Source organism: Streptococcus gordonii, assembly GCF_001553855.1.
GTDB lineage: Bacteria > Bacillota > Bacilli > Lactobacillales > Streptococcaceae > Streptococcus > Streptococcus gordonii.
Genome location: NZ_LQWV01000012.1, coordinates 215,314 through 231,220, shown reverse-complemented (window position 1 = coordinate 231,220; position 15,907 = coordinate 215,314). Strand labels below are relative to the sequence as shown.

The window sequence follows — 15,907 nt, the reverse complement described above, 5'->3', positions numbered from 1 at the left end:
CTGCTCTATCATTAGTATAGATCTAAATAGTTATCAATTTCCCATTGCGAAACAAAAGTTGCGTAGCTAGCCCACTCGATACGCTTAGCCTCTACAAAGCTAGTATAGATGTGGTTGCCGAGGGCATCCTTAACGACTTCATCCTCAGTTAGAGCCTTGATAGCATTGTGTAGAGTTGAAGGAAGGTCTGTAATGCCAGCTTCCTTTCGTTCTTCTGCTGACATAACATAAATATTCTCTTCAACAGGAGCTGGTGCCTGAATCTTATTTTCAATTCCGTGAAGACCAACTTCAAGAAGAACAGCCATAGCAATATAAGGGTTCGCCATAGGGTCTACAGAACGCAATTCCAAGCGAGTTCCCATGCCGCGAGATGCTGGCACACGAACCAAAGGAGATCGATTTTGCCCTGCCCAAGCAATATAAACTGGTGCTTCGTAGCCAGGAACCAAACGCTTATAAGAGTTGACGGTTGGATTCATAATAGCTGTATAGTTGTAGGCGTGTTTGATCAAGCCACCCAAGAAATAGTAGGCTGTATCCGACAATTGCATACCTCTTGGATCCTCAGGATCAAAAAAGGCATTTGTCCCATCCTGATTAAAGAGAGACATATTACAGTGCATACCTGAACCAGCAATACCAAACTTAGGCTTAGCCATAAAAGTAGCATACAAGCCATGCTTACGAGCTATAGTCTTGACGACTAGTTTAAAGAGCTGGATTTTATCACATGCACGTAGAACTTCATCATATTTGAAATCAATTTCGTGCTGACCAACAGCTACTTCATGGTGACTAGCCTCAACTTCAAATCCCATACTTGTCAAAATATTGACAATCTCTCGGCGAGTATTATCAGCTAAGTCTGTCGGAGCTAAATCAAAATAACCTCCTTTATCATTCACCTCTAAAGTAGGATCTCCATTTTCATCCAACTTAAAGAGGAAGAATTCTGGCTCTGGTCCAAGATTAAAGGATTTAAAGCCCAGCTCCTCCATGTGCTTGAGGGCGCGTTTTAAGTTGCTACGCGGATCTCCCTGGAAAGGAAGACCTTCTGTCGTATAGACATCACAAATTAATCCTGCAACGCTACCATTTTCATCTCCCCAAGGGAAAACAGTCCAAGTGTCCAAATCTGGATATAGATACATATCCGATTCGTTAATCCGAACAAAACCTTCAATAGAAGAACCGTCAAACATAGCTTTGTTAGATAATACTTTGTCTAACTGTTCATCTGTTGCAGGGATTTCCACATTTTTCATTGTTCCCAAAATATCTGAAAACATAAGACGGATAAAGGTAACATTTTTTTCTTTAACTTCGCGCTTGATATCAGCAACTGTAATAGGCATGGTGATCTCCTTATGGAATAAAACAATAGTTATGGTCGTTTTAATTGACCAAATGTCGGCACAGAGGATGCAAATCTACTCTGTTGCACAATGTCGTTGTGTAGTGCACGTCGAACGTCTTTTGCGCTCACTGGTTTTTTGGCCATTGCTTCACGTTCAGCATACTTACGCTTGATTGCAGCAATATTATAACCTTCAGAAATATAGTCTTTTATTTCCAGCAAGCGATCCATGTCATTTAGGGAATACATGCGACGATTCCCTTCTGTTCGCTCAGGTGTAATCAGCTGCTGATCCTCATAATAGCGAATCTGCCGAGCCGTTAAGTCTGTCAATTTCATAACGCTGCCGATTGGGAAAACTGCCAAATTGCGTCGCAGTTCTTTTTCTTTCATTACATCCTCCTTTCGTAAGAGATGAGAACTCCAAAAACTAATAGGAAAACAAGCTATCAAACCGGCTTTAGTACGACCATATGATAGCAGAAACAATTACTTTTCTTTTCAGATAAAAAGGATTGCTAATCATTCTTTCTAAGTTTTTAGTACGGATCCAATTCCTTACTTGTATGGCAAGTATCAGCAAATGAAACAAAAACTTCACTCTCCACTAGCCAAGATTACCACTATTATATTCCTAAAGATTTATCCTGTCAAGAAGGAATGTTACTTTTTCTGACATATTCATTTGCTTTTCTCTTTTCTAAAAAAAGAACGCAGGCGATTAATGTCATAATTTACTAACATGGCAACGAATACACCAAGAAATGTCTCAAAAATCCGGGCAAATACGTAAACAATCGTATCCCCTTCAGAAACCGACAGTGTAATAATCAAGAGAGCTGATACACCACCAATTACCCCTGCTTTATTGTTCATGGCAACATTGGTCATAATTGTTAGCATAGTACAAATCGGAACAAAAAGCAAGGTGACCCAGAGCTGGTCTTGAAAGATCTTATTGATGAGGAAAAAAATCAAGGCATAGAAGCCACCGATGCTATTTCCTAAGATACGAGAAGTACCAAAATGCACGCTCTTGTCAAAATCTTCTCGCAGGCTAAAAACTGCTGTCAAAGCGCCAATCTGCAGACCACCCCAGCCAAATAGACTAAACATCAAGAGAATGATAAAAACCGCCAACCCTGTCTTAAAAGTCCGCATTCCTAATTTGAATTTCGATTTATCAAACTTGTACTTGCTAAAATAGTTCATTCCTGATCCTCTTTCAAATCAAATTACTTTCATTCTAACATATTTTCCAACAAAAAGCCTTCTTGTTTGCAACGACCTCTCATTCTCATCTTCTACATCCTATCTTGAAAAATAAAAAGATCTAGAGCACGCTCTAAATCTTCAATCAAATTAGTTTGGATAGATATACGTTACATTTCCCAAAAATTCATTGGGGTTAAAATAACCGCGATAATTATCAATTTGCTTTTGACGATTGTAATTAGCTTCTAGCACTTGGATTGTACCGTCGCTCTGAACGTCTGTAACATAAGCAACGTGACCATACTCTCCTCCGTCCCAAACAGCGATTGCGCCTACTGTCGGAACTGTACCAGTAACATAACCTTGATTGCTGGCATTGATAGCCCAAGTATTGGCATTCCCCCACCAGTTGCTTGCCCAAGGAGCTAATTCCTTAACGCCCCAAGTACATTGTCCGATTGGATAAGAGTTACCATAGTCAGTCGGGGTATTTAAAACAACATCATCTACATCAGATACCAAATCCGCATTACTGCTCACACCATAACCTGAATTTGCATAAGTAGAAGTAGCGCCGTCCACTTCCAAAACATCACCTGGGTTGATTGTATCAAAAATAGATTTGCCATTTTTCGCAGCTAGATCATAAGGGCTCATTCCGTGAGCACTAGCAATTCCAAAGAAAGAATCACCTTGTTGTACAACATAAGAATCTGCATGTGCAACTTGAAGACCAGCTATAGCTGAAAGAGCTGTAGAAGCAACCACAAGAGCTGTTTTAATAAATATTTTTTTCATAAAATGATTTTCTCCGCAAAATTTGATGTTAGCATAATCATACCTTATTTAGATGTCAGTTATCTTATCCCAATATTTTGAAATGATTACAAATTCTATATATTTCTGATACATAAATTATATAGAAAAGTAAAAAAGAAATAAGGCCGGAACACTGGGTTCCAGCCTTAAAATCTATAGAGTCCTAAATTACCAACTCAGAATAGCTGACAGAAACAGCAAAGATGAAATAAGTTCAAGCTATTTGATTAATCTTCTTTGCGCTTTGCTAGACCTAATCCTAAGAAACCAACAAGGGCAGCCAAGCCTAAGTAAGGCATATAAGTCGCATCATTTGTTCCTGTTTTTGGAAGTGTAGTTAATTCTTTACCAACAGAAACAGGAATTGGTGCTGAAGGATCTTCAACTTTTGGACTAGGAACTTTTGGTTCTTTTGGTGTCTCAGGTTTGTCAGGATCCTTTGGTTTTGGCGTTGGAATTGGTGTCGGTTTGTCTGGTGTTCTTGGTATTGGAGTTGTTGTACGTACTGTGTTAGATGCATAAGCAACCTTATTAACAGTATTTACATAAGTATTTTCAAATGTTCCAATAGCAATTCTGCGCATTTGAAGGTAAGTTTCAGCTTGGAATGGAGAATCCAAACTAATCTTTTGTAAGAAGTCTTCCTTGAAACGAACAGTTACAATACCATTTGTAGCATCTGTTTCAGCAGTTGTTTGAGACGTTAGATCTGTACCTGCCTTAATCACTGAACCATCTTTCATTGTCAAGTTCAGAGAGCTGAATGTCTTGTAATTACCAGTATACTGATCACCAGCTTGGTCATAATCATCCACAAAGCTGTAATCTTCTAATTCCTCTGAATGATTTTGTGGAATGAGGCCACCAATCAGACGATAGTTAAACGTTTGATACAATTGAATTGTTTGGCCATCCAGATTTTCACTAGTTGGATCTAGGCTCACTGTTACGTCTTTTTTCGGTGTGATTTTCGGTACGTTGTTAACCACTACTTCTGTAGCATAGCCATTTCCGAAATCAATTTGATAGGCCTTGTTTTCATACTTACCACCTGTCTTACCAAATTCAGACTTAACAGTCATCGGATCTGTAATGACTAGTGATGTTCCAGTTGCTACGTATTGCTTGTAAAATTCTTCTGGATTATCAGCAGAGAAGAGTTGGAAAGCACCCTTAACAGTAATGTTAGCTTTCTTCAACAAGTCTTGAACTTTCTTAGGAGCAGCTTCTAGACTGTCATATTGTTGAACGCTGACACCTGATACTTGATTTCCTTTTTCATCTGCAACCTTAACCAAATCAGGGCGAACATCTAAAGCTTCCTCTGGATAATCATCTACGTAGTAGAAGCCGTTTTGGATTGCCTCCTTAGAAGATTTATCGCCTTTATATTGATCCAAATCCCATGTTAATTCGTAGTAGTTGGTTGAACCAGCTAAAACTTCTTTTCCATCGATATTAAGACCTTCTTTATTCTTATTTACTTTCGTTGGCTTAATATAGTTGTTATTTGGATTATCAGGATCATTTGGTTTACCAGGAGTCGTTACACGAACAACATTTGACTTAATACCATAAGCATCATTGACTGTCAAAGTGAAGTTATTCGTATAAGTTGCCCCATCGTTCAAGACTCGACCAACAACCGTTGGATGAAGAGTCTCAACAGGTTTAGTTAAATCAGCATTGTAACTTGCCAATGTCTCATCAGTCGCCTTAAAGGTTACAGTATGACTGGCTTCATCATAAGTTGTATCAAAGCCTGTACTTGCAGCCTTAGTTGCATCCAAGTCAAACTTATAACCAGTTGGTAGCGGATCTACCAATACAAATGAAGTAGTTTTTGGACGTCCAGCTGTCAACGCTTCAGTTTTCAATTCAAACTTAACAATTGACTGTTTAGCAACCAATGTCCGATCAATATCTACACCATCCTCATTCTTAATTTCTTTATTAATCTGAGGCTGAGCTAATAAACTGCTATAGTGGAAATGAACTGTCGGTACAACTGGTGGAGTCGGCAACTGCTTAGGAGTTGGTGCTAGCGGTGGAGTTGGCAATGGATCATATGTTGGCTCTTCCGGTTTTGACGGCTCCGGTTGGTCTGGAGTCTTAACTGGTGGAGTTGGCTCATTTTCATATGTCGGTGCTACCGGTGCTGGCTCCAATGGTTTTTCCACTTCATAAGTAGGAGCTTGTGGTTCAGTTGGCGCTACTGGTGGAGTTGGTTTTTCCTTGGTAACCCTAGGCACATTGACCGCACGAATCTTACCGTTTAGTGAATACCAAATATTTGGTCTTTTAGCTTCCGTATTATCTTTTCCAGAAACAACTGGCATTTGAGATTCAGGCATTACTAGAGTAGCAGAGATAGCCCCTACTGTTACGCTATTGTTTGGACCAGACATACGGATGGCACCAGCTCCATACCAAGAGTTAGGTGCATCAGAACTGTCCCAACCTGATCCTTCTTCGCCGCCCCGTTTATACATAGTCCAGCGGGCACCACCCTGATCTTTCCTAAAATTGAGAGTATCAGTTGCGTAAATCTTGCCATCTTTTTCTCCAATAGAAGAACCTGAAATCTTAACGAAAGTTCCAGTATAGTCTTTAGCCATCTCAATGGAGTTATGTTCTCGGTTGAGGGAAGCAACAGATAGAAGAGCATTGTCAAAATCAATCGGTTTCCCATCTTCATCATAGAAGGTAAATTCATTTTTAATAAAAATGGACGTGTTCTTTTCAGGTACACCATTATAAGCAGAGGCAAAGACACCTAGAGTTGGATCGGTAAAGATACCTAACCAAGCCTTGTCAACATTTTTGAATTTTGAATCGGAATCAAGTGTATACTTGAAGACGACCTTAGAAATCTTTTTACCATTATAGTAAGATTTTTCAAGATTTGTATAGGTAGCTGTCACGCTTTGACCGCGTTCCAAGAGGACAGATGCAAATTTTACCACTGTGTCATTGCCGACAGTGGTTGTCCAACCAGCCTTATCCCCGAAATTGCCGTAAAGTTCCATGGAAGAAGTCACATCATCGGCTTGTTGAAGGTAACTAACATTAAGGTTATCAGGCTGAAGAATCTTTTTAGAATATTGAGCTGTATCATGACTAAAGGCCTCATCAACTGCAGAAGCTTTCAGCATTTTTCCATTAGTTGTCAATGATAACTGTGCATTTGGCTCTGAATCATACACTAAGCTTTGAGCAGACGGCTCTGACAAGTTACCATCTTCGTTTTTATGATTTTCAAGTTCTGCAAGGGCAGCTTTAATTTTGGCCTGTTCATCTTCATAAGCCTTCAACTTAGCCGGATACTCAGCCAACTCTTTCTTATATTTGGCAAGATCAGCTTCATATTTAGCTAATTTTGCTTCATAGTCAGTTTTAGCTGCGGCATTACGTTGCTTGATTTCTTCGTTTTCAGCTTGGAGCGCTGCATTTTTTGCCTTGTTGTCTTCAACGGCCTTCTCATAAGCTGCTTTAGCATCCGCATTTGCCTTTTGAACACGAGCCAATTCCGTCTGATATTCGGCTAGCTTAGCTTGATAGTCTGCTTCACTGTCTTCGTTGGCTTTCTTTACTGCTGCCAAATCTGCTTCATATTGCTTCAATGCTGCTTCATAAGTCGCTTTAGCTGCGGCATTCCGTTGCTTAATGGCTTCATTTTCAGCTTGAATGGCTGTATTTTTAGCTGTGTTTTCTTCAACAGCTTTTTCATAGGCTGCTTTAGCATCAGCATTTGCCTTTTGAACACGTGCCAACTCCGCTTGGTAAGCTGCTAATTTTGCTTGGTAGTCAGCATCATTATCTTCCTTAGCTTTTTTAATAGCTGCAAGATCTGCTTCATACTGCTTCATCGCTGCGTCATAGTTTGCTTTGGCAGTTTCATTGCGTTGCTTAATCGCTTCATTTTCAGCTTGGAGTGCAGCATTTTTAGCAGTATTTTCCTTTACTGCTTTTTCATAAGCTTCTTTAGCTTCAGCATTCGCTTTTTGAACACGAGCCAATTCTGCTTGGTAAGCTGAAAGCTTATTTTGATAATCAAGCTGACTGTCTTCATTAGCTTTTTGAACAGCGGCTAAATCTTTTTGATATTGAGCTAGCTTCGCTTCATATTCTGCCTTTGCTGTCGCATTAGCATTGTTGATTTTTTCAACTTCAGCTTGATGAGCTTTCAAATCTTCTTGATACTTATCTTCAGCAGCTTTGTTTTCAGCATTGATTTTATCTGTTTCAGCCTGATGAGCCTCTACTTCTTTTTTATAAGCTTCAGTTGTTTTCTTTATTTCTTCTGCTTGTTTAGCGTAATCACTCTTGATTTCAGCTTGCTTTTGCGCATTTTCTGCGGCAGTTGTGGCTGTACCTTTATCGCTTGTTTGATCTTGTACAACATTGACACCTGCTGCTTTGGCATCCGTCACTGCTTTATTTAAATCATCAGCAGATACTTCTACTGGCAGAGCACCATCTTTAGAACCAGCCTGTGCTTGACTTTGGCTTGCTGCTTCAGTCGCTTCTCCCTGTGCTTCAGGCAGATTAGTAGCTGGATTTCCAGTTGTAGTGACTGCTACATTTGCTGTACTATTTGTTTCTGTAACTTCATCAGCCAAAACTTGCTGATCTGCAATAGCAATCAAAGCCGCCCCTAAGACAGCTCCACATAAAGTCTTAGCGACTTTACTTTTACGAAAACCAAAAACTTCTTTTCTTTTGTTCATTTAATCCCTTTCCTTTAAGCATAATTAGTTTTATACATCAGTCTAATAATAGCAGTTTTACAGACTGTATGCAACTATTTTATCTACTTTTTTTCTAAAGAACAGATGAAAGCCTCTTATCCACAAAATCAGGTTAGAATATTAGATAAAAAGATGGCTAAAAGCCATCTTTTTATGATATCTTATTTCTCTGTAAGTGCTGCAAGACCTGGTAGAACTTTACCTTCAAGAAGTTCCATTGAAGCACCACCACCAGTAGAGATCCAAGAGAATTTGTCTGCACGGCCAAGGTTGATAGCTGCAGCAGCTGAGTCACCACCACCGATGATTGATTTAACGCCTGGCTGTTTCACGATAGCATCCATGACACCGATTGTACCAGCTTGGAAGTCAGGGTTTTCAAATACACCCATAGGTCCGTTCCAAACAACTGTTTTAGCACCAGTCAAAGCTTCATCAAATTTAGCGATAGATTTAGGACCGATGTCAAGACCAAGGAAGCCTGGATCCACTGCTTCACCTTCAGTATCTTTTACTTCAGTATAGTCTGCAAAAGCGTTTGCTTCTTTTGAGTCAACTGGCAAGATCAATTTACCGTTTGCTTTTTCAAGAAGAGCTTTAGCAACATCCAATTTGTCTTCTTCTACAAGTGAGTTACCGATTTCGATACCTTGCGCTTTGTAGAATGTGTAAGTCATCCCACCACCGATAAGGACTTTATCAGCTTTTTCAAGCAAGTTTTCGATAACACCGATCTTGTCAGATACTTTTGAACCACCAAGGATAGCCACGAATGGACGTTCTGGAGCTTCAACTGCTTCTTGGATGTAGGCAATTTCATTTTCAAGAAGGAAACCAGCAACAGCTTTTTCAACGTTTGCTGAGATACCTACGTTAGATGCGTGTGCACGGTGTGCTGTACCAAATGCATCGTTTACGAAGATACCATCTCCAAGTGATGCCCAGTATTTACCAAGTTCAGGATCGTTTTTAGATTCTTTCTTGCCGTCAACATCTTCAAAACGAGTGTTTTCAACCAAGAGAACTTGTCCATCTTCAAGAGCATTGATTGCTGCTTCCAATTCAGCACCACGAGTTACACCTGGGATAAACTTAACGTCTTGACCCAATTTAGCAGCCAAGTCAGCAGCTACAGGAGCAAGTGATTTACCTTCTTTGTCTGCTTCTTCTTTTACACGTCCAAGGTGAGAGAAGAGGATTGCACGTCCACCTTGTTCAAGGATGTACTTGATAGTTGGAAGAGCTGCAGTGATACGGTTGTCATTTGTGATCACGCCATCTTTTACAGGAACGTTAAAGTCAACACGAACGAGAACTTTTTTCCCTTTCAAGTCAACGTCTTTTACAGTCAATTTTGCCATTGGATATGACTCCTTCTATTTTTAATACATGATAATTATATCACAAAAGATGCAAAAGAGGTAGCAAAATCCAATCATTTCCCCTGCTTAATTATATCCGTTTCATCAGCAAAGTAGTCAATTCATTCACACTTAAACCGTAATAAGTTGTTTTTATACCTTAAAAGCTCCTCATCTAAAACAACCAAACCTCCCATATGCAGTTTACGGGAGGTTCGATAATTTAGTCAGGTTAGCAGTCTTTTTACAAACGCCTTTTTCCTTTACATCTAATTACATTGATTTCTTAATCTTCTTTTTTCTTACCTGCTAGGAGAAGGCCACCGAGAGCCGCCAAAAGGATTGACTCTGCTACGAATGCTGTTTCTTGACTAGCGGTATTTGGTAAGTTGCCTGCAGACGTTACAGTGTTTTCTTCTTTCACATCTTTAGAATCAACTTCTTCCTTGACTGATTGAGAAGACGAGTTTGCCAAGTTCTGACTTTGATAACCTGTAGATCCTTTATCCTTTTCTTGATAGTTTAGACGCTCAACAGTTGAATTTGCATTCGGTTGAACTGGACTCAAATGACCATCACCTGGTAATTGAGGTTGAAGTGGTTTAGAATGATCATTACTTGGAACAGTAGGCTTATCAGGTTCAGATGGTTGATTAGGCTTGAGTGGCTGGTCAGGCTCACTTGCTTTTGCTGTCTTGTAGACAAGAGCATAGTGAGTAAAGTGAGGTGCTGTAAAGATAATCTCATTGCCTACTTGCTCAAAGGCTAAAGATTGAACTGGCTGATTAACTGGGAAGAAGAGAACTTGTTCAACTTCCTTGCCAGCTTCTACTGGTATTTTAACGAGAGAAGCATGCTGGGTATCAATATCTCGTCCCTCTTTATCTACTCCCTCTATGTCATATACCTTACCAAGTCTACCTGCAAAGGCTTCTTTTTCCGCAGCATTAGCCTCAACAACTCCGACTTTCAAACCTTTAACTGGAGTGGTTTCCTTATTTGAAAATTGAACTTCAACTCCTGTAGCTGAATCCACAAAGACAGCCGGTTTGTCTTCTTTAAGTAGAGCAATCAACGCTTGAAGAGAAGTTTTAGCTGTTTCAAGCGCTTCTGGACTTACTTCTGAAGAGGCCAATAGATCTTTATTTTTATTCAATAAATTGACTAAAGCATCTCCAAAAGGATGATTTGGCTTTTGTGCAAGCAAGTTTTGGGCTTCTGTTGCCAAAGTATCCAATTCAGAAGTTTTGGTTGCAAAATTCTTTCGGCCATCCAAAGCCTTAAATGCTTGAGTCAGTTTAGACAGACTTTCGTCAACCTGTCCTTGTGTACTTGTATCATGGTCTTTCAGGATTTGCTCTGCACTTGCGATTTCCTTGAGTAAGGCATCTTTATTTTCCTGACTTGCAAAGCTGAAATCAACCTTATTTTGCACAGCAGTGGCTTCTGCCAATTTTTGCTTCAAATATTCATCATTTAGAGCTGGTTTTGGCGATACAAACACATCATAAGTTGTCGTCACACCACGATAACTAATCGAAATTGTTTGGCGTCCTTCTTTGTGAGCATCATATCCTGTGACTTGGACATCTGTTTCATCTAAAGCATGTTCTTCAGTTGTTTCATCATCAAAAACTAGTCGGAAACGTCCCCCCTGGGTCTCAAGATTTTCACCAACAATGTAGTCTGTTTTTGGTTTTTCAATCAATTCCAGTCCCACAGGTGCCTTCTCTCCTGCTTCACTATGACTGACAACATAAACTGTCAGTGATTGATCCAGTTTTTGGCCCAGATAAGATACTTGTAAATGCTGCTCTCCTAATTTAGAAGGATCATAGCCAGTTACTTCAACTCCGCTATTTGATAGCTGAATTAACTGGTCCGCTTCTCCACCCTTAAAGCCGACACGAATAGTACCGCCCTTCAGAGATAGAGCATCTCCTTGACGATAAACTTTTCTTTCAGGTGCTGTTTCAAGTTCGACCTTAGAAATTTCTTTGTCTTCTTTAGGCACTTCAATAGCTAGCACATTACTAATATCCTTACCTGCAACTTGTGAGCGATAATATAGTAAGCTAGGCAATTTAGCAAATGCAAGAGGTTTAAAGATAAGATTGCCATCCTTATCGGCTGTCATAGTTGCAATCGCTTGTTTTGCATCGCTACTTTCATATAGTGATACTGTTGTTTTAGCTGCAACATCTTTAAAACCTACTTGAACGTGTCCATTTCCAAGAACACGCGCAGCAGCATTTTTCATCGGAATATTTACTGTCTCAGTATCTAAGCTTTCATACATCTTCCAGTTATAAATCCGAATTGCCCGCCATGGAGTCCCGTTATCAGCTGTAATGACATCTAAGCGCCAGTCTTGTGCTCGAATCGGCTTATCTAATACAATATCTGACACATGGTCCTTATTGCCCCGGACAGCCTTGGCTAATTTCCATTCGCCAGCTTCATCCTTGTAATATAGATCAAAGTCTCGCGTATTCATCTTACCATCATCAACAGACTCTCCGCCGGCTCCAGCATGTTCCATAACCCAGCGGGTTACCGTGCGTGGTTGAGTCAAACGAATGTCTACCGTTCCGCTTAGTTGGGCAGAAGACCATTTATCTGACAGACTAGTAATAGTACCATTCAGCATGCCTTCAATACCTTCGCTTCCATCTGCATCAGGGAAGCTTGAACCGATCACTTTGGCTCCTAAAACTACATTCGGCGCTAAAGGTTTTGGTAAAGAAGTATCGGAAACTTGCATACCCCAATCAAAGTCAACCGTCCCTGCTTCTGAACGAAGACCGTTCTTTCCTACCGCAACGACTTTTAGCTCTTGCTTACTACCCTTGGCACTAGCTGAACGAGTCACCTTAGCCAAATAAGCTGATGTGCCAGAAGTTCCTGTTACTAGACGCCATTGGTCCCCATCTTTTTCATATATTTCATAGTAATCAGCATCTGCACTTCCCTTAAACTGTAGCAAGGCTTCGGCTTCCTGAGCATTTTGAAGACGTTTAGCTTTTACAACGACATCCTTTGGCGCAGCTGGTTTCTCTTGGTTAGCATAGATGGATAATTGACCTAGATTAAACTTATAATCTTTGACATCTCTGTCGTGGTCAAAGAACATCTTAACCCCATAAATCGTTTTACCAGCTAGAGAAGATAAGTCAAAGGTCTCTGTCTTCCAGTCTTTGCTAGTTTTGAGTTCTTTCCATTCGTACTCAGAATAATCTGGTTTGGTCGCAAGAGCAACCCAAGCACTCGTTCCTTGACCACCTTTATGCGTTAGGCTAAGTTTGGTCTTATCACTAACTGGAATCTTAGTTGAATAAAGCATAACATTCTGGCTACTATTTGCATCCAAGTTTCCCTCAAAAGCTAGTGAATTTCCACCGTTATAGGCTTCATCAAAATCATAACGCCCCTTCAGAGGTCCACTACCTTCCGAGTGCTGAATCCACCAACGCCAAGTCGGCAAGAAGCCGGATACCGAACGATAGTTCCATTCTCCATCTTTAGAAACTTTTCCATCTACAAACCAACGTTTCCCGTGGCCAGTATTAAATGAAGTATTAAAATCAGGTTTAGTGATAGCTGTTTTATCAACTACCAAGTTTGACATACCATACCAAGTTTGGTCAGATGGTTTCCCCTTACTAGGATCTCCTTGGAAACCTGTCCAGAAGTAATTTTCGTGAATATGGTAGCCCTCGCCCGTTTTACCAAGGCCAGTGATAGTATCAGGTGCATAGAGACCTAGAGAAAGACGGAGTTTCCCATTTTCATCTAATATGGCATCCCAGTCCACATTGGTCTTGTAAGAACCGCCCTTTTGTAACTCTATCCCAGCCAAAACATCGTAAGGATTGCGTTTAATCCATTTTGCAGTACTGATTGAATAATCTGTCTCTGCTTTACCCCAGTTAAAGTTAGCAAAGAAAGTATCGACTGGATTTTCACCGTCTTTAGTCTGCATAAACTGATAATTGTATTCTCCAAGAGCATTTTCATGATAACGACCATATTCGTAGGTCATGGCATCATACCAAGAATATTTAATCGGGTAATTCAAAGAACGTGCATACTCTTTTGTATAGAGCAAGAAGTCACGCATTTTAGGGCCTAAAGGCTCTACCTGACTACCGGTTGTTTCTTGGTTAATAAAATAGCCATCATAACCATAATACTTGGCAAGCTCAACTAATTTACGAGCAATAGGGAAGGTCTTTGAACCTTCAGAATCTTCTTTTAAAGCTTCTGCAAATCGTTCCTGATCCTTAGCGCTGGAAGACCAATTAAAAAAGAGGGTACCATAGATAGGAACGCCATTTCTATGCGCAGCATCAATGACATCTGAAGTAGGGACTAGCCCATCCCAGAAAACCATTGAGTGTAAGTATTGCCAATAATCAAAGGCATAGGCCTTAAATTCCTCACCGCCAACAGAAGCATGGTCAAGTGCTTTGGAGTTCATATTGGATAAAGCCTGAACCTTAGCCTCTGGATTTGCTTGTTGATTAATTTGATGCCCTTGATAACGTTCAGCCAAAGGTACGCTAGCACGGTTTATATCATCATCTTCTCGATCCCCAGGTTTCCAATTTAGCAGATCTTGCCAAGTATCAAACTTAACTTCTTTTGGCTTTAGTTTTTTATCTTCTTGACTCGGTAGATCCTCTACGACTTTTGCTTCCTTAGTTGCAGGTTTTTCCTCTTTCTCTGCGACAGTTGCCATATCTTGACTCTCTACTACTGGTTTTTTATCTTCAACAACTGCTTGATTTTCTGTATCTGGCTGTGCTGCTTGACTTGCCTCCTCTGAAGCAGGTTTCCCTTGTGCTTCCCCTGCCGCCTCTTCCTTCGGGGCATCCGCATTGACTAAAGCCACATCACTAGCTTGGGACAAGTCTGTAAGCTTCTCTTCTGCTGAAACATTTGCCACTCCAAAAAGAGCTATTCCAACTAAAACAGAACAAACTCCCAAGCTTAACTTTCTGATGCTAAATTTTTGCTTTTTATAAAATTCCATGTTTACCTTGACTCCTTCTCTTCTTTTCTTAGTTTTGCGACTATCCAATTCTAAATACTAACACCACTCCTTTTTAAGTAATCGCTTACATTTCTCTTTAAAAAAAAAGAAAACTTCATTCAAAACCATTCTACCCTTTGCTTACTTTCATTGTCAATCCTTTCTATCTCATCCTATAAATAGGGCTTAAATCTCTAAAAAAAGTACAAAAAAAGAGAGCTAAGCTCTCTTTTTCTATACTATGAATTATTTAGCGATTTTCGCGAAGTATTCAAGAGTACGTACAAGTTGTGCAGTGTATGACATTTCGTTGTCGTACCATGATACAACTTTAACCAATTGTTTACCGTCAACGTCAAGAACTTTAGTTTGAGTTGCGTCAAACAATGAACCGTAAGACATACCTACAACGTCTGAAGAAACGATTGGATCTTCAGTGTAACCGTATGATTCGTTAGCAACAGCTTTCATAGCTGCATTTACTTCATCAACAGTAACGTTCTTTTCAAGAACAACTACCAATTCAGTTACTGATCCAGTTGGAGTAGGAACGCGTTGTGCAGCTCCGTCCAATTTACCGTTCAATTCAGGGATAACCAAACCGATTGCTTTAGCAGCACCAGTTGAGTTAGGAACGATGTTAGCAGCACCAGCGCGTGCACGACGAAGGTCACCTTTACGGTGTGGACCGTCAAGGATCATTTGGTCACCAGTGTAAGCGTGGATAGTAGTCATCAATCCTTCAACAACACCGAAGTTATCTTGAAGAGCTTTAGCCATTGGAGCCAAGCAGTTTGTAGTACATGAAGCACCTGAGATAACTGTTTCAGTACCATCAAGAATATCGTGGTTAGTGTTAAATACGACTGTTTTAACATCTGATCCACCAGGAGCAGTGATAACAACTTTCTTAGCACCACCAGCATGCAAGTGTTTTTCAGCAGCTGCTTTAGTAGCAAAGAAACCAGTTGCTTCAAGAACGATTTCTACACCGTCGTTAGCCCAGTCAATGTTTTCTGGGTCACGTTCAGCAGAAACTTTAACGAATTTACCGTTAACTTCGAATCCACCTTCTTTTACTTCAACAGTACCGTCGAAACGACCTTGAGTTGTGTCATATTTCAACAGATGTGCAAGCATTACAGGATCTGTAAGGTCGTTGATGCGAGTAACTTCAACACCTTCTACGTTTTGGATACGACGGAATGCAAGACGACCGATACGACCGAAACCGTTAATACCAACTTTAACTACCATTCGTGATTTCCTCCTTATGAAAATCAATAAATATTTTATGTGAAAAGAGTAACTTGAGTTGCTACAAATCACTTTTCAACATTATTATTATATACCTATTTGATATAAA

Annotated in this window: 8 protein-coding genes; all 8 read right to left on the bottom strand. The window is 40.1% G+C overall.

Annotation, left to right across the window (positions count from 1 at the left end):
• Positions 1-11 precede the first annotated feature (11 nt).
• The 8 genes from glnA to gap all read right to left on the bottom strand — a co-directional run bounded on the left by glnA (position 12) and on the right by gap (position 15,798).
• Positions 12-1,358: a type I glutamate--ammonia ligase gene (gene glnA, locus AWH02_RS04125; protein WP_060553174.1), complete on the bottom strand. Its 1,347-nt coding sequence runs from the start codon at positions 1,356-1,358 to the stop codon at positions 12-14.
• 29 nt (positions 1,359-1,387) lie between these two features.
• A complete protein-coding gene (locus tag AWH02_RS04120; RefSeq protein WP_008808234.1) occupies positions 1,388-1,753 on the bottom strand; it encodes a MerR family transcriptional regulator in 366 nt (121 codons plus the stop codon).
• 288 nt (positions 1,754-2,041) lie between these two features.
• Positions 2,042-2,572: an FUSC family protein gene (locus tag AWH02_RS04115; protein ID WP_060553175.1), complete on the bottom strand. Its 531-nt coding sequence runs from the start codon at positions 2,570-2,572 to the stop codon at positions 2,042-2,044.
• Positions 2,573-2,722: 150 nt separating this feature from the next.
• Positions 2,723-3,373: a COG3942 and LysM peptidoglycan-binding domain-containing protein gene (locus tag AWH02_RS04110; RefSeq protein ID WP_008808232.1), complete on the bottom strand. Its 651-nt coding sequence runs from the start codon at positions 3,371-3,373 to the stop codon at positions 2,723-2,725.
• 248 nt (positions 3,374-3,621) lie between these two features.
• Complete coding sequence (locus AWH02_RS04105; RefSeq protein WP_060954906.1) at positions 3,622-8,124, bottom strand: antigen I/II family LPXTG-anchored adhesin; 4,503 nt, start codon at positions 8,122-8,124, stop codon at positions 3,622-3,624.
• A gap of 182 nt (positions 8,125-8,306) precedes the next feature.
• On the bottom strand, positions 8,307-9,506 hold the full coding sequence (locus AWH02_RS04100) for a phosphoglycerate kinase (RefSeq protein WP_011999746.1): 1,200 nt from the start codon (positions 9,504-9,506) through the stop codon (positions 8,307-8,309).
• Between the two features lie 286 nt (positions 9,507-9,792).
• Positions 9,793-14,541, bottom strand: coding sequence for an endo-beta-N-acetylglucosaminidase (locus tag AWH02_RS04095; protein WP_081041918.1), 4,749 nt, complete (start codon positions 14,539-14,541; stop codon positions 9,793-9,795).
• 246 nt (positions 14,542-14,787) lie between these two features.
• Positions 14,788-15,798 (bottom strand): type I glyceraldehyde-3-phosphate dehydrogenase, encoded by a 1,011-nt coding sequence (gene gap, locus AWH02_RS04090; RefSeq protein WP_045505322.1) that lies wholly within the window; start codon positions 15,796-15,798, stop codon positions 14,788-14,790.
• Positions 15,799-15,907: the final 109 nt, after the last annotated feature.

Excerpts from the sequence above, each read along its gene's own strand:
- AWH02_RS04100 (WP_011999746.1), bottom strand. The coding sequence starts at position 9,506 with ATGGCAAAATTGACTGTAAAAGACGTTGACTTGAAAGGGAAAAAAGTT.
- gap (WP_045505322.1), bottom strand. The coding sequence starts at position 15,798 with ATGGTAGTTAAAGTTGGTATTAACGGTTTCGGTCGTATCGGTCGTCTT.
- AWH02_RS04110 (WP_008808232.1), bottom strand. The coding sequence starts at position 3,373 with ATGAAAAAAATATTTATTAAAACAGCTCTTGTGGTTGCTTCTACAGCT.
- AWH02_RS04115 (WP_060553175.1), bottom strand. The coding sequence starts at position 2,572 with ATGAACTATTTTAGCAAGTACAAGTTTGATAAATCGAAATTCAAATTA.
- AWH02_RS04095 (WP_081041918.1), bottom strand. The coding sequence starts at position 14,541 with ATGGAATTTTATAAAAAGCAAAAATTTAGCATCAGAAAGTTAAGCTTG.
- AWH02_RS04120 (WP_008808234.1), bottom strand. The coding sequence starts at position 1,753 with ATGAAAGAAAAAGAACTGCGACGCAATTTGGCAGTTTTCCCAATCGGC.
- glnA (WP_060553174.1), bottom strand. The coding sequence starts at position 1,358 with ATGCCTATTACAGTTGCTGATATCAAGCGCGAAGTTAAAGAAAAAAAT.
- AWH02_RS04105 (WP_060954906.1), bottom strand. The coding sequence starts at position 8,124 with ATGAACAAAAGAAAAGAAGTTTTTGGTTTTCGTAAAAGTAAAGTCGCT.